This is a genomic window from Halanaerobium sp. (genome assembly GCF_003070835.1).
Window position 1 is genome coordinate 1 of record NZ_QBLR01000071.1, and the last position, 15,166, is coordinate 15,166.

Sequence of the window (15,166 nt, forward strand, 5' to 3'; positions counted from 1 at the left end):
TATCTAAATAATACGATATAGTGAATAAAATGTCAAGCTCTTTTAAGAATTATTTAACAATCTTTTTTTAAAAATATTGCTATAATCAAAAAAAGTGACCCCAAAAGAGCCACTCAGTTTAAATTTTTTTCTAGTTGTTTATTCAATAACAGGACAGGTAGTTGAATTCCAGGCCTCCAATCCACCCAGAACAACTCTCTGATTTATAAATCCTTTATTTTTCATTAAACTTGCTACAAGTATTGACCTTAAACCACTGCCGCAGAATATATAAATTGGTTTATCTCGTGGGAGTTTATCATAATTTTCAGAAAGCTGAGTCAAATGAATGTGTTTGGCATTCTGAATCTCACCTTCTGTTTCTAATTCATCGTCTGAACGAATATCAAGAATAAACCAATCTTCCGGTTCAGTGTCCAGCAGAGTACAGAGCTATCAACGGTAACTGTATTAATTGAATCACTCGTTTTACCAGCCATATGCCAGCTTATAATCCCACCACTTAAATATCCCAAAATATTGTCATAACCAGTTCTATATAAATGCTGAACAGCCTCTTTAGGATATTCTTTGTCAGTTACCAGCAGAATATTTGCTCCTGTCGGAATAAACCAGCCAACAAAACTCGGCAGAATCTGAAGTGGAATAGAAACTGAACCAGGTATATGAGCTGAAGCATAGCTGACTTCTGTTCTGACATCTAGAATATAGGTATCATCTTCTTCTGCCGCTTCAGCAAATTCAGCAGCCGTAAGGGCAGCTGGTTTTTCATAGTTAGCTAAAAGTTCACGACCGGTTAAATTAGATTCTTCCATATCTTTAAAATAAGGTGGATATTCGAGCATCTCAGCTGCTAGCTCTATAAATTCTTCTTCATTTTCAACCTGCAATTTAGGGTTCAGCTTTCTTTCTATTCCAAGAGTTGTCCATTCTCTTTCGGCAATAGCTGAAGCACAAACCGAACCTGCTCCATGAGCTGGACAGAGAATAACTTCATCACCAAGAGGCAGAATTTTATTGAAAATAGAATCATATAACCAGCTTCCTGTCTTTTCTAAATTTTCCTCCCCCAGAAAATCAATTCGGCCGACATCTCCTGCAAAAAGAGCATCTCCAGTGAATACCATCCAGGGATCACCTTCATAACCATAAAGAACGTAAGACATTGAACCAGGAGTGTGGCCTGGAGTATGTAAAGCTTTTATCTTTAAACTTCCGACCTTAAATTCCTGACCATCCTGAACCGGATTTCCATACTGATAATCAAGCATCTGATCTGCATGCAAGATTTCAGCTCCAGTTTTAACATTTAACTCATTTGAACCAATAATATAATCTTCATTCCTATGTGTTTCAAGAACTTTAGTAATCTTATAACCCTTTTCCACAGCTTTTTCTAAATAAATATCAATATCTCTTCTGGGGTCAATAACTAAAGCTTCATTTTTATCGCCAATTAGATAAGAAATATGAGCAAGTCCAGGTGACTTAATTTTTTCGAATAACATAAATAATCACTCCAATTTTAAGGTTAAGTCTATTTCAAAATCCATCTTAAAACCCTATACTTTCAATCCAGACTAAAAAAATAATTATTAATGCTGATAAAGGAACAATAACCAGCCAGTGATTTATTTTGAAAAGTTCAGGAAAGGTGTTAAATTTAAATTTATTCTTTTCTATTAAATTATCATATCTCTCATAAAAAGCAGCAAATAGAAATGAACCAGCAAAAATTCCTGAAAGTCCAAAAAGTAAAGCATCTATACTCCCCTGGCCAATCGCTCCTGCAATTGTTCCTGGACAATATCCAAGCAGGGCAAAACCTGCTCCAAAAATCAGTGATCCGGGAATAGTTCTCCTTAGAGAACCTGATTTAGGTTTAAGTTCAACAAGCCCTCTATCACTTAAAAAATGAATCCCCAGCATCCCAACAACTACAGCTGTTAAAATTATTTTTGCCACGGTAAAATCCTCTAAAAGAAGCTGACCTACCAGCACATTATAATCTGTTACACCACCACGCTGGAGTAGAAAGCCAAAAACAATTCCGGTAGCAAGCCCTTTAATTAATCTAGTTTTGCTTTCCATATATCTTCACCTACCTTAATTAAAGAATTATAAATGCAGTTAAAGCTCCACCAACAAAAAATCCAATCAGACTAATCCAGCTGGCAATACTCAGCTGAAAAGTCCCACTAATTCCATGTCCACTTGTACAGCCACCTGCTAGCCTGGCTCCAAATCCAAGCATAATTCCACCCGCAAAAGCAGAAAATATTCTTCCCAGAATGTTCTGGTTTAAAATTGATTCGAATTCAGTTAGAGGTATTAAGCTTAGATTAAACTCTCCAGAAAGAATTGCTGAAATAAAACTTCCGATTACAATTCCAATTACCAGCATCGACTGCCATTCAAGTTCTGGTTTATACTTCTGATAATATTTCCAATTATAAACCTCTGCTCCAAAGAAAACGGCTCCTAATTTAGCAGAGCCCCGGGCAAAGGTAGTAGATGTTCCCAGTGCTTTCTTTGAAATTATAAAAGAAAACCAGCTTAAAACCCCAATTAATGAACCAACAATGTAAGGTGACCAGCTTTCTGCAAAAATAAACTCCAGCATTAGAAATCAACTCCTTTATTCCAAGTAATTTGATTTTTTATCGATTGTTAATACTAAATTATAGACAGGTTTCTTAATTCCTTCTAATAAAACAATTTAATGTTTTAAAATATCAATAAAAGATTTTGTTATTTCTGCAGTAATTCCCCAAATAACACGGCCCTGATAGCGGTAAAAATAGATCTGATAATCTCCCTGACGCGGATTATATTTTTCTCCCTGAGGTAAAAGATGATAAGGAAAATCCTGATCAAACTCACTTTTTAAAACTGCTGCATATTTTTCAACCTGATGATTTAAAAAAAAGTCTAAGGGGACTGTAAAAATTTCTTCTACTTCGTAATTATTAACTTTGATTTCTTCAATTGAATTTACTTTGATTTTTCCTACAAAGGCATAAATTATAAAATTAAAGGGTGTTATTAAATAATCCGTTTCCCCCAGCAGTTCAATTTTGTTCTCTGGAATCAAAAGCTCTTCACTGCATTCTCTAACAGCAGCCTGAGAAAATTCTTCTCCCCTCTCAATCCGCCCTCCTGGAAAAGAAACTTCTCCCGGCTGAGTATTTAAGTTCTTAGACCGCAGTTCATAGATTAAATGTGTTTCTCCATCTATTTCAATTAACGGAATTAAAACTGAAAAATAATGCTGGATTCTCGTCGGCCCGGGTATTCTATTTTGAATCTTTTCTTTTATATTTTCAATTTTCAAAAAAATCACCCTCAAAAATAGTATTCAGATAGCTGCTAATAATTTTACTGGCCCCCTGAAATAAAAATTCACGGAGGCCAGTTAATAATTTATTAATTTACTTGCCTAGCTTCTGATTAATCCATTAATTTATCTCTGAGCATCTGATTTACCAGACCAGGATTAGCTTTACCTCTTGTTTCTTTCATTACCTGACCTACTAAAAATCCAATTGCTCGGTCTTTACCATTTTGAACATCTTCTACAGCATCTGGATTAGCTTCAATAATTCCATCAACTATATTCTCTAATTCATCTTCATCACTGATCTGTTTTAATCCCTCTTCTTCGACAATAGTCTCTGGATTACTGCCGCTGTTGTACATTTTTTCAAATACTTCTTTGGCAATTTTACCGCTAATAACATCCTCGTCAATTAGCTTCAGCATCCTGGCCAGATTGAGCGGAGTTACCCCAGAATCAAAGGGTGAGTGGTTATTTTCGTTGAGCAGTCTTAAAAATTCCCCCATCATCCAGTTGCTTAAGTTTTTAGGGTCATCATAATCTTTGAGCACTTCCTCAAAGAAAACCGCCATATCTTTATCTCCTGTCAGCACACCTGCGTCATACTCAGGCAGCCCCAGTTCAGCTATAAAGCGCTTATACTTTTCTCGCGGCAGCTCTGGAATCTCTTTGCGCATTTCTTCCTTCCAGGCTTCATCAATTTCTAGAGGAACTAAGTCTGGCTCAGGGAAGTAGCGGTAATCATGAGCTTCTTCTTTACCACGCATAGAAATAGTCTTATTTAAAGACTCATCCCAGGTTCTTGTTTCCTGAACTACTTCTCCACCTTCTTCTAGAATTTCACGCTGCCTCTTCACCTCATATTCCAAGCCTTTTTCCACAGCACTAAAGGAGTTCATATTTTTCAGCTCTGCTTTAGTACCAAACTCTTCCTGGCCGACAGGACGTAAGGAAACATTGGCATCACAGCGCAGTGATCCCTCTTCCATGTTGCAGTCAGAAATATCAAGATATTCCATAATCATTTTTAGCTCTGTTAAATAGGCTCTCGCTTGAGCTGGAGTTCTCATATCAGGTTCACTTACAATCTCGATTAGGGGGACTCCTGTGCGGTTGTAATCTACTAAACTCCCCTTAGATTTATCGATACTTCCTTCGTGGATTAATTTACCGGCATCTTCTTCCAAATGAACTCTGGTAACTCCAATATTAAAGATACCCTCATCAGTTTCGATTTCAATCTTTCCAGCCTCAGCAACCGGCAGATCAAACTGAGAAATCTGGTAGGCTTTTGGTAGATCAGGGTAGAAATAATTTTTACGGTCAAATTTAGAATACTCAGCAATATCACAGTTTAAAGCTAAACCTGCCATAATTGCATAATCTACTGCTTTTTTATTTAAAACCGGTAATGTTCCGGGTAATCCCAGACAGACCGGACATGTATTTTCATTTGGCTCCTTACCAAATTCTGTACTGCAGCCGCAGAAAATTTTAGAATCTGTATTTAACTGGACATGGACTTCAAGTCCAATTACTGTTTCATATTTAGTGGACATTTTTTCACCTCTCTTAATAATTTATAGTTCTGCTCTCTTATCTTTGATATTTAATAATTTCTCTAAAGTATAGGCTGCCTGAATAATTTTTCCTTCACCAAAGTGAGGTCCAATTAACTGCAGTCCAATTGGCATCTGATTACTGTCAAAACCGCAGGGAACTGACATTGCAGGCACACCAGCAATATTAATCGGTACTGTAAAGATATCAGTATAATACATTTCTAGAGGGTCACTCTTTGAACCCAGCTCAATCGCTGTTGTAGGAGCTGTGGGAGTGATAATCAGATCAAAATCATTAAAAATCCGATCAAAATCATCTTTAATCAGAGTCCTAACCTTCTGTGCCTTAAGGTAATAAGCATCATAATAGCCTGAACTTAAAGCATAGGTACCAATCATAATTCTTCTTTTTACCTCATCTCCAAATCCTTCGTGACGGGTGTTGGTGAACATCTCGCTGACATCAGAAGCATGCTCACTGCGCAGTCCATAGCGAACTCCATCATAGCGGGCCAGGTTAGAGCTGGCTTCTGCAGGAGCAATTACATAATAGGCTGCCAGTGCGTAGGAAGCATCTGTCATATGTACCGTTTCTACTTCAGCTCCTGCGTCTTTTAACTTTTCTACAGCTGACATTACACTATCTTTAACCTCTTTATCAAAATCTAAATTAAAGTATTCTTCAGGAATACCTATCTTCATCCCGCTGACATCTTCTTTAAGATATTCAGTATAGTCTTCCTTTTTACCCTCAATCGAAGTTGAATCTTTTGGATCATGACCGGCAATTACATTCATCATAATTGCGCTGTCTTCAACATCTTTAGTTATGGGACCAATTTGATCTAAGGATGAAGCAAAGGCTACCAGGCCATAACGGGAAACCATCCCATAAGTGGGTTTTAAACCAACAACTCCACAGTAAGCTGCAGGCTGTCTAATTGAACCACCTGTATCTGATCCCAGAGCTGCTGCACATTCTCCTGCTGCAACTGCTGCTGCTGAACCACCACTCGATCCACCAGGTGCGTGATTTAAATTCCAGGGGTTATGGGTGTTGAAAAAAGCAGAGTTCTCTGTTGAAGAACCCATAGCAAATTCATCCATATTAGTTTTGCCCATAATTACTGCCCCAGCTTCACTTAATTTTTCAACAGCTGTTGCATCATATGGTGGTTTATAATTTTCCAGCATCTTAGAAGCACAGCTGGTTTTTATACCATCTGTTGACATATTATCTTTAACTGCAATTGGAATTCCGGCTAAGAGTTCATCCTTTTTCTTTTCATATTCTGCCAGTCCCTGATCTGCAAGCTCATCTGTTACTGTAATATAAGACTTAACTCTATCTTCTACATCATTAATTCTTGCTGCATAAGCTTTCTTAATTTCTGCAGGAGTCAGTTCTCCAGCAGCAATTTTATCTTTTAGTTCGTGAATTGTTAGATCATAAATATTCATTTTATTTTCATACCTCCTTAACTGCTTAATCTGACATAATTTTTGGTGCTCTAAACTGTCCGTCTTTCTCATCCGGTGCATTAGCCAGTGATTTTTCTCGCGGCAGCGACTCCTGAACCTCATCTTTACGCAGTACATTTTTCATAGGTACAGTATAGGCTGTTGGGACAACATCATCTGTGTCCAGTTCACTTAACTTATCAACATAGTCAAGTATTTCACCAATCTGCTCGGTGTATTTTTCCTTTTCTTCTTCATCAAGTTTAAGCTGTGCTAAACCTGCTGCATATTCTACATCCTTTTTATCAATCATTTAAATTTCCTCCTCACTTTAGGATAATTAGTAATAAAATATTTGAATTGCTAATCCTTAATGGCTAGCATCTAAAAAAACTTACTTTTCTGTTGAACTTTTTGCTTCAATTAAGTTCTTGAACTCAGCCTCAGACAATATTTCAATCCCAAGTTCCTGAGCCTGATCATATTTAGAACCTGGATTATCCCCAGCTACCAAATAATCTGTTTTAGAACTAACTGAAGAGACTGCTCTTCCTCCTGCTTTTTCAACCAGATCTTTGACCTCAGCCCGGGTGAAGTTATTAAGTGAGCCTGTAAAAACAAATTTTAGACCATCTAAAAACTTCTCGCTTTCCTGATCCTTTTCTTTTTCCAGTCGGATCCCAGCCTGCTTTAATCTGCTTAAAAGGTCTCTATTGTGCCTTTCCTTAAAAAAGCCAACAATACTTTCGGCAATTACCGGACCAATTTCATCAATCGCCTCCAATTCTTCTGCTGAGGCTTCCTGCAGCTCATCTATAGAATTATAGTTTGCTGCCAAAATTCTAGCAGCTCCAATTCCAACATGTCGAATTCCTAAAGCATAAAGAACTCTAAAAAACTCTCTATCTTTACTGGCTTCTACTGCTTCGATAACATTTTGAGAAGATTTTTCTCCCATTCTATCTAAGTCTTTAAGATGTGACTGTTTTAAGAAATAAAGATCTGCATAATCTTCTATCAGATTATTTTCCAGCAGCTGTTCAATTAAAGCCGGTCCAACCCCATCTATATTCATCGCATCTCTGGAAACAAAGTGAAGAATACTTTCCTTACGCTGGGCCGGACAGCTGATGTTTGTACACCGTGTAACAGCCTCACCCTCAGGTCTAATCACCTCACCACCACAGACAGGGCACTGATCAGGCATTTCAAAAACTTTTTCAGACCCATCCCGCTCTTCCTTAATTACCTTTACAACCTCAGGAATTATATCCCCAGCCTTCTGTACTAAAACTGTATCACCAATTCGAATATCTTTTCTTTTAATTTCATCTTCATTATGCAGAGTTGCTCTACTTACTGTTGAACCAGCAAGCTCCACCGGCTCTAGTATAGCTGTCGGGGTTAAAGCACCAGTCCTCCCCAGTGAAATCTCTATATCTTTGATGACAGTTGTCTTCTGCTGAGCGGGAAATTTATAAGCAATTGCCCAGCGTGGTGACCTTGCTGTTGAACCCAACTTTCCCCTCAGTGAAAGATTATTTATCTTTATTACCAGGCCATCAATTTCAAAATCCAGACTTTCTCTGTCTTCCTGCCAGTGCTCACAAATCTCAATTACTGCTTCAATATCAGCAGCTGATTGATGCCAGTTGACTTTAAAACCCAGCTCCTTTAAATAAGAAAAAACTTCAAGGTGGGTTTCAAATTCTCTGGCTGAATGAGAAATAAGATCATATATTAAAATTGATAAACTCCTCTGGGCTGCAATTTTACTGTCAAGCTGTCTGACCGAACCTGCAGCTGCATTGCGTGGATTAGCAAAGGGATCCTGATCATTTGCCAGTCTTTCTTCATTTAAACGCTGGAAATCACTTTTGGCTAAATAAATTTCTCCCCTGAGCTCCAGTTCTGCCTCCTCATCAATTTTTAAAGGAAGTGAGCGGATAGTTTTCATGTTTTTGGTAATATCCTCACCAACTTCGCCATTCCCCCGGGTAGCTCCAAGTTCAAAACTACCATTTCTATATCTCATTACTGCTGAAAGTCCATCAATTTTGTGTTCTACTACATACTGGTAATCTTCTCCACTGAGATTTTTTTGAACTCTCTGGTCAAAATCTCTTAAATCTCCAGCATCAAAAGCATTATCAAGGCTGAGCATGGTCGAAGAATGCTCTACTTTTTCAAATTCATCCAGAACCTCCCCCCCAACTCTCTGGGTAGGGGAGTCCTCAGTTATCAGCTCTGGAAATTCTTCCTCCAGTTTTATTAATTTCTGCATCAGCTGATCAAATTCAGCATCAGAAATTGAGGGATCATCAAGTACAAAATATTTATATTCATGTTCTCTTATTTTTTCTCTTAAAGCCTTAATTTTCTTTTCAGCTTTTTCTTTAGTTAACTTTGTCATCTTAACACCTACCTACACTTTCTGTATTGGAGCATATTCTGCCAGTAAATTTCTGGTCTTTCCTTCTGCAAAGGCAATTTTCAATTCCGGATTTTCTTTGCCTCTAATTGAAAGAATTGTACCAATTCCCCAGCGGGGGTGAACAATTTTTTGCCCAATAGCATAATCAGTACCAGAATTATCACTGTGAATCATTTCTTCTTCTCTGGCCATATCAGAACGGGTATCCGCCGCTCCAGAAAGCAGATCAGCTGGTATTTCTTCAATAAATTGAGAGGGGGGATTCATTTTTCTTTCTCCGAAGCGAAGTCTGACCTGAGCTCTGCTTAAGAAAAGTCTTTCTTCAGCTCTGGTCATCCCTACATAACAGAGCCGCCTTTCTTCTTCCATCCCTTTTCGCTCAAACATTGAATTAGAATGAGGAAAAATACCCTCTTCCATTCCTACTAAAAAGACTACCGGAAATTCTAATCCTTTGGCAGAATGAATAGTCATTAAGGTTAAAGAACTCTGATCTTCTTCCATAGAATCAATATCTGACATTAAAGTGACTTCCTCTAAAAATCCGGCCAGCGTATTATTATCACTGTTTTTCATATACTCATTAATAACAGAGAATAACTCTTCTATATTTTCCAGTCTGCTTTCTGCTTCAGCAGTTTTTTCTTCCTCCAGATTATGACGATAACCACTTTTATCTAAGAGTTTTTCGGTCAATCTTGCCAGAGCAATCTCTTCCTGTTCTGCTCTTAATTCTTCTATAATTTCTGTAAAATGAAGTACTCGTTTAGCATAGGTCCCACTTAAGGCAGGATTTTCTTTAGACTTTAAAGCAGCCTCATATAAATTGAGACCTTCAGCTTCAGCAAAATCCTGAACTTTACCCAGAGTCCCGGCACCAATACCTCTTTTGGGGCGGTTAATAATTCTTAAAAAACTGATATCATCAGCTGGATTATAAATCAGGCGCAGATAAGCCATAATATCTTTAATTTCCATCCGTTCATAAAAACGGACCCCACCGACTATCTGATAGGGAATACCATATTTCATCAGCATATCTTCAAAGGCTCTAGACTGCGAATTTGTTCTGTACAAAACAGCCAGGTCATCAAAAGTCAGCTCTTCATTTTCTGTTAGCTCCTTAGCGGTTCTACAGACAAAATCAGCTTCTTCTTTCTCATCCTTTGCCTCATATAATTCCAGTTTAGCTCCTTCACCCTGATCGGTCCATAGCTCTTTTTCTTTGCGGGAAGCATTATTTTTAATAACTGCCTGAGCAGCCTTTAAAATATTACCTTTAGAGCGGTAATTCTGCTCCAGACGAATCGTTTTAACATCAGGATAATCATCTTCAAAATTTAAGATGTTACGGATATCCGCACCTCTAAAACCGTAAATCCCCTGGTCAGGATCACCCACAACACAGACATTGCGGTAGCGCTCTGCCAGTAAGTTTACCAGCTGGTACTGGGCATGGTTAACATCCTGGTACTCATCGACCAGAATATACTTAAAACGCTCTTGATAGTGTTCTAAAACCAGTGGAAATTCTTCAAATAATCTTACAGTCTGCTGAATTAGATCATCAAAATCCATAGCATTATTTTCCTTGAGCCGTTTTTGATATTCTTCATAAATTTCTGCAGCAGTCTGGTCAAAAAAGCTGCCTGACACTGCACTCATCTGTTCTGGAGTTTTTAGTTCATTTTTAGCATTCGAGATTTTATTTAAAACAGATCTGGGTTTGGTTTTTTTAGGATCTAAATTTTTGGACTTTAAAACTTCTTTAACCAGTTTTCGCTGATCAAGGCTGTCAAAAATAACAAAGTTTTTATTATAGCCCAGTTTTTCTGCCTCCCGCCTCAAAATACGGACACAAAAAGAGTGAAAAGTGCTGACCCAGAGGCTGCTGTTAACTCCGCCCACCATATCTTTTACTCTTTCTTTCATCTCATTTGCTGCTTTATTGGTAAAAGTAACAGCTAAAATATTATAGGGAGAGACCCCATAATGGTTAATTAAATATCCAATTCTTCTGGTCAAAACTCTTGTTTTTCCACTGCCGGCACCAGCAAGAACCAATTCCGGTCCCTGATGATGTTTCACAGCCTTTTTTTGAGCTGGATTTAAATTTTTTAGAATTTCACTATCTTCCACCGAACCACTTCCTTATTAAAATCATTTTATTTACTAAATTCATTAAATTCTTTTTCTAAATTTTTATCCTTTATTAATTCTTCTACGATTTTACTACCTGCTGCCTCTGAAAAATATATTAAATGACTGCCACAGCTGCAGTCACTGGCCCCAAAACCACTGACTGGTGTTTTGCCTCCATTCTCTTTTAAAATCTGCGCCAAAAAACATTCGGCTTCCCTAGATAGCTCAAAGACAAAATCTTTTTCTAACTCTGCCTCAGCTAAAAAGTAATCAATATGCCAGTGAAAATTTTTATCTCTGCTGTAGTGGCGCTTAATTCGAGCTTCAAGATTGCGCTGGGCTGTCCCTGTATAAAAATAATAACCGGGTGCAAAAAACTTTTTACCCAGTGCTCCAATCTCAATTTTACTTTTCTTTTCTAACCTTATTTTTAAGATATAAACTCCACCATCAGGGTAAGTTTTCATTAAAACCACTCCACTAAATATCTTTATTCTGGCTTAAGTTAATAATTTCCTGCATATTGAACAGAAAAAATGCCGGTATCCCGGCATTTCAATTATAATACATTTATAAGTTTTTATCAATTTTTAAGTAGATATTTAAGCAGTTTAGAACTAAAAAATCAATCAACTTTTGCAAATTCTTTGACCAGCTTTTTTGCCAGATTTTGATTGATCATTGAAAATGGTCCTCCAACACAGCCTCCTGTACAGGCCATCCCCTCCAGAAAATTATATTTGTGTTTATCCGCCTTAATTAAATGAAGCTCTTTTTTCAATTTCCCCAGTCCATCTACCTGTTTGCTCTCAAAATCAGCTGCAGCCATTTCCTGCAGAGATTTCTGCAGCCCACCTGCATAGGCAAACTGTCTGCCCAGCTGCCCTGCATCTTCAATTTTTTCTTCTTCAGTTATTTGAGCTAAATTAATATCACTGGCGGTAAATAGTGCGAGCAGTTCGGCAAAAGTTAAGACATAATCTACATTTTCATCTTTTAGAGCCTCCGCTTTTTTTGCTGTACAGGGGCCAACAAAGACAGTTTTAAATCTCTGATTTTTACTCTTAATTTCTGCCGCGGTTACTGCCATCGGGGAATCTGTATTGGAAATCAGAGTGGAAAGTTCCTCAAATTCATTCTCTACCATGGATTTAAAGGCAGGACAGCAGGAAGAAAGTAATGTCTCATCTGCTTCAATCTTTTCTTCCAATTCTTCAGCCTCAGCTGCTGCTGTTATTTCAGCTCCAGCTGCAACTTCTCTGACCAGCTCAAAACCAATTTTTTTCAGGCTATATTTTACCTTTGCTGCACTCTGCTGATGTCCAAATTGACCTAAAAACGAAGGGGCAAGCATCACAGCCAGTTTGCTTTCTTCAGCAAATAGATTTACTGCAACTTCAATCAAATCACTAACTGCTGTTATCGCTCCAAAAGGACAGGCTGCAATACAGCTGCCGCAGCTGACACATTTATCTCTATCAATTTTAGCCTGGCGGTTGGAATCAGAACTGATGGCATCAAGTTCACAGGCTCTGCTGCAGGGACGCTGATTTTCTAAAATAGCATTATAAGAGCAGGCTCGGGCACATTTTCCACACTCCACACATTTCTCCTGATCGATATAGGCTTTGTTTTGAATAATTACTATCGCATTTACCGGACAGGCATTAACACATTTATGAGCCACACAATTTCTGCAGGCATCTGTAACAATGTATTTATCAATTGGACAGCTGTCACAGGCCATATCAATTACCTCGACCACACTACTTATTTTCTGCTGACGAGGAAAAGAAGCTGCCAGTTCTTCTAATCTCCGATCTTTATTCTCAGCAATATTAAAGCCAAGTACTGCTTTGATTCTTTCATCAAAAATGGCTCTCTCCTTAAATTCACAGCATCTGTAGCGGGGTGTGTCTTTAGTTATCATTCTTTCAGAGAGGCTGGAAATTTCAGCTGTCAGATTTCCCGCTTTAACAAGTTTCAGCAGTTCAATATATAATCTTCTCTTTAATTTAATAACTTCAGAAATATTATTACTCATCTTGTTGACACTCCTATCTTATATTTTCTCTTATAATCTTATCTAGTTTTTCCGGGTTTAGATCCTGATAAACTTTACCATTAAATTCTGCGACCGGCGCCTTTTCACAGCAGTTATCAATACAGTGACTTGTTTTTAAGTCTATCTTTTCCCGTAGCTTATGATTAAGATTTTCTACAGACTCCAGCAGATCAGCAGCTCCCATCAAGTGGCAGGGGGTTCCTATACATATTTTTAAAGTATTTTTAGACATCTATTCCACCTCCTCTGGCTTAAAACCATTCAATTTCAACCTTCTTTTTTATTCTCCGAAGCTGTTCAGCAATCTGACTTATTATCTGGCTTCTAATTCCTAAATTAATGGGCAGGTTCAGGCTCTGATGAGATTCGTTAACAGCTCGCCCCACCAAAAATCTAACACTATCACTTTCTAAAAGCAGTCGGGTGAAACGAGAAGCTCCATCTTTACCAGCAGCCGGAATCTGACCCGGTTTATATTTTTTTAACAGTGAAAGAACCCTATTTAATGTTAATAACCCTTCAGTTAGGAGATCAAAGCCCTCCATTTGACTGGTTGGAGGAATATCTTTATCATAATATTTAAGTCCAACCTCCAGTTTTTTATTCAGTTCGCGAGCTGCAATTTGAGCTGTTGTACCGCCACAAATTATTTTTTTACCCTCTGCCTCAGAGATTTTTACCGCAAGTAGACTGTCATCCTCTGCTTTTAAGGGAGGACCACTCCAGATATTCACTTTTCTTTTTTTTCTGTATTTCATTCCGATAATTGTAAAATCATCACCGGCCTGATCTCCATAAAAGGTATTGAAAACTTTAACCAGCTTATTAATATTATATTTTAAATCAGCCTGATTTCTTCTGACTGTTCTTTCAATTTCTGCAGCAACTCCATCCCAGCCCAGACCAAAATTTAAAAGTCCACCTATACCAGCATGAGTCACCCCATCACTGACCAGAAATAGCTGGTCTGATCGCTGAAATTTAAAATTGGCTTCTCTAATTTTTTTACCTTCTAATTCAAATTCTCGATAATCTAATTTCTGCACCTGATTATTTCTAAATAAAAAAGCTGAGGGGCTATCAATTTCTATCAGCCGAAGCTGATGTTTTTGGTCAATTATTAAAAAAGCCAGGGTTGCATAAGCAATTCCTCTGACTTCACAGACCGGAAGTGTCGCCAGGATTGTTGAAAGAATTTCTTTTAAAGGTAATTCCTTTTCCAGCAGTCCGGAGGCAATTTTGGAAGTCAGGGTGGAAAGAATATTAGCTTTAATACCACTTCCCAGACCATCTGATAGAACAACAATGGTTTTTTCATTTTTTTTGATAATTTCTACATTATCACCACAGACTTCTTCTCCGCCTTTAGGAATTGATCTATAAAACTCTTCAAAAACCAGTTCCATTAATCATCACCAGCCTGCAGAAGATCTGCGAGTTCTGTTAAAGCCGCTTTAGTCTCTACAGTTGTTTCCCCCAAAAGACCAGCTATTTCCTGAACAGTCTGCATCTGTTTATTGACAACATCATTTGTCTTTTCCACAGCTACTTTTTTCATCTTCTGCAGTTTAAGCCGCTGTTTTTCCTGCTGACTGATATCAGTTAAAATGCCCACTATTACTTTATGCTCCTTGAGAGCAAAAATTGTCTGATCAACGATAATAGTTCCATTTTTATAAGAACATTTTTGGTGAATAAGGCGCTGATTATGATTCCAGACTTTTTGAAAGCTGCTGCTGTCAATGAATTTATCCAGTTTTATCCCCTTCAGTTCTCTTCCTTTCTGGGCAAATAATTCCCGGGCCACCGGGTTGAATTTTTGAATTTTCATCTGATCATTGACCACTATAATTGCATTATGTGATGACTCCACAATAATTTGAGAAAGAGACTCTGCTCGTGATTTCATATAAGGAATACACATTTTCTTTTCGGCAAAGCCGTGATAAACTGCTGCTGCCTTTTCCCGGCAGCTGGAATAGCCGCAGCCGCCGCAGTCTTTTTCATCTTCTTTCTTTTCTTTAGCAATTGCAGTTAGAATTTTTTTGATTTCTGACTCAGGTACCTCAGGCAGCTTCATTTTTTTATTCTGATGTTTTCTTTGAATCGATATTTCTGGATCTGCTGGAAGATAACTTTTTACTTTATTTTTTTTATTTGCGGAT

At 37.8% G+C, this 15,166-nt stretch carries 15 protein-coding genes; all 15 read right to left on the minus strand.

What is annotated here, in order from left to right; all coding sequences use genetic code 11:
* Positions 1-138: 138 nt before the first annotated feature.
* Complete coding sequence (locus tag CI949_RS09085; protein WP_365941449.1) at positions 139-423, minus strand: rhodanese-like domain-containing protein; 285 nt, start codon at positions 421-423, stop codon at positions 139-141.
* The gene (locus CI949_RS09090; protein WP_290765494.1) at positions 363-1,508 is read right to left on the minus strand and encodes an MBL fold metallo-hydrolase; all 1,146 of its coding nucleotides are present in this window, start codon (positions 1,506-1,508) and stop codon (positions 363-365) included. Before CI949_RS09090 ends, CI949_RS09085 begins: the two co-directional genes overlap by 61 nt.
* 46 nt (positions 1,509-1,554) lie before the next feature.
* Entirely contained in the window at positions 1,555-2,091 is a 537-nt protein-coding gene (locus tag CI949_RS09095; RefSeq protein ID WP_290765496.1) for a DUF6691 family protein, read from the minus strand.
* A gap of 19 nt (positions 2,092-2,110) precedes the next feature.
* Positions 2,111-2,623 carry a YeeE/YedE thiosulfate transporter family protein gene (locus tag CI949_RS09100; RefSeq protein WP_133529488.1) on the minus strand — a complete coding sequence of 171 codons (513 nt, stop codon included), beginning with the start codon at positions 2,621-2,623 and terminating at the stop codon, positions 2,111-2,113.
* Positions 2,624-2,719: 96 nt separating this feature from the next.
* Positions 2,720-3,343 carry a CoA pyrophosphatase gene (locus tag CI949_RS09105; RefSeq protein WP_290765500.1) on the minus strand — a complete coding sequence of 208 codons (624 nt, stop codon included), beginning with the start codon at positions 3,341-3,343 and terminating at the stop codon, positions 2,720-2,722.
* 107 nt (positions 3,344-3,450) lie between these two features.
* On the minus strand, positions 3,451-4,896 hold the full coding sequence (gatB, locus tag CI949_RS09110) for an Asp-tRNA(Asn)/Glu-tRNA(Gln) amidotransferase subunit GatB (RefSeq protein WP_290765504.1): 1,446 nt from the start codon (positions 4,894-4,896) through the stop codon (positions 3,451-3,453).
* A 21-nt stretch (positions 4,897-4,917) separates the two neighbouring features.
* Positions 4,918-6,360, minus strand: a complete 1,443-nt coding sequence (gene gatA, locus CI949_RS09115) for an Asp-tRNA(Asn)/Glu-tRNA(Gln) amidotransferase subunit GatA (RefSeq protein ID WP_290765506.1) — start codon at positions 6,358-6,360, stop codon at positions 4,918-4,920.
* A gap of 25 nt (positions 6,361-6,385) precedes the next feature.
* Positions 6,386-6,673, minus strand: a complete 288-nt coding sequence (gene gatC / locus CI949_RS09120) for an Asp-tRNA(Asn)/Glu-tRNA(Gln) amidotransferase subunit GatC (protein WP_108142436.1) — start codon at positions 6,671-6,673, stop codon at positions 6,386-6,388.
* A gap of 81 nt (positions 6,674-6,754) precedes the next feature.
* Positions 6,755-8,773 carry an NAD-dependent DNA ligase LigA gene (gene ligA, locus CI949_RS09125; RefSeq protein ID WP_133529484.1) on the minus strand — a complete coding sequence of 673 codons (2,019 nt, stop codon included), beginning with the start codon at positions 8,771-8,773 and terminating at the stop codon, positions 6,755-6,757.
* A gap of 12 nt (positions 8,774-8,785) precedes the next feature.
* A complete protein-coding gene (pcrA, locus tag CI949_RS09130) occupies positions 8,786-10,933 on the minus strand; it encodes a DNA helicase PcrA (RefSeq protein WP_133529483.1) in 2,148 nt (715 codons plus the stop codon).
* Positions 10,934-10,959: 26 nt separating this feature from the next.
* Positions 10,960-11,403 (minus strand): DUF123 domain-containing protein, encoded by a 444-nt coding sequence (locus CI949_RS09135; protein WP_290765512.1) that lies wholly within the window; start codon positions 11,401-11,403, stop codon positions 10,960-10,962.
* A gap of 158 nt (positions 11,404-11,561) precedes the next feature.
* A complete protein-coding gene (locus CI949_RS09140; RefSeq protein ID WP_133529480.1) occupies positions 11,562-12,980 on the minus strand; it encodes a monomeric [FeFe] hydrogenase in 1,419 nt (472 codons plus the stop codon).
* 13 nt (positions 12,981-12,993) lie between these two features.
* Positions 12,994-13,233 carry an NAD(P)H-dependent oxidoreductase subunit E gene (locus CI949_RS09145; protein ID WP_133529479.1) on the minus strand — a complete coding sequence of 80 codons (240 nt, stop codon included), beginning with the start codon at positions 13,231-13,233 and terminating at the stop codon, positions 12,994-12,996.
* A 19-nt stretch (positions 13,234-13,252) separates the two neighbouring features.
* Positions 13,253-14,407 carry a SpoIIE family protein phosphatase gene (locus tag CI949_RS09150; RefSeq protein ID WP_133529478.1) on the minus strand — a complete coding sequence of 385 codons (1,155 nt, stop codon included), beginning with the start codon at positions 14,405-14,407 and terminating at the stop codon, positions 13,253-13,255.
* On the minus strand, positions 14,407-15,166 hold a 760-nt coding region (locus tag CI949_RS09155; protein WP_290765516.1), incomplete at its 5' end, for a (Fe-S)-binding protein. The genes CI949_RS09150 and CI949_RS09155, both read right to left, overlap by 1 nt.

Coding starts and splice junctions, on each gene's coding strand:
- CI949_RS09095 (WP_290765496.1), bottom strand. CDS start 2,091: ATGGAAAGCAAAACTAGATTAATTAAAGGGCTTGCTACCGGAATTGTT.
- gatB (WP_290765504.1), bottom strand. CDS start 4,896: ATGTCCACTAAATATGAAACAGTAATTGGACTTGAAGTCCATGTCCAG.
- gatA (WP_290765506.1), bottom strand. CDS start 6,360: ATGAATATTTATGATCTAACAATTCACGAACTAAAAGATAAAATTGCT.
- ligA (WP_133529484.1), bottom strand. CDS start 8,773: ATGACAAAGTTAACTAAAGAAAAAGCTGAAAAGAAAATTAAGGCTTTA.
- gatC (WP_108142436.1), bottom strand. CDS start 6,673: ATGATTGATAAAAAGGATGTAGAATATGCAGCAGGTTTAGCACAGCTT.
- CI949_RS09150 (WP_133529478.1), bottom strand. CDS start 14,407: ATGGAACTGGTTTTTGAAGAGTTTTATAGATCAATTCCTAAAGGCGGA.
- CI949_RS09145 (WP_133529479.1), bottom strand. CDS start 13,233: ATGTCTAAAAATACTTTAAAAATATGTATAGGAACCCCCTGCCACTTG.
- CI949_RS09100 (WP_133529488.1), bottom strand. CDS start 2,623: ATGCTGGAGTTTATTTTTGCAGAAAGCTGGTCACCTTACATTGTTGGT.
- CI949_RS09135 (WP_290765512.1), bottom strand. CDS start 11,403: ATGAAAACTTACCCTGATGGTGGAGTTTATATCTTAAAAATAAGGTTA.
- CI949_RS09090 (WP_290765494.1), bottom strand. CDS start 1,508: ATGTTATTCGAAAAAATTAAGTCACCTGGACTTGCTCATATTTCTTAT.
- CI949_RS09140 (WP_133529480.1), bottom strand. CDS start 12,980: ATGAGTAATAATATTTCTGAAGTTATTAAATTAAAGAGAAGATTATAT.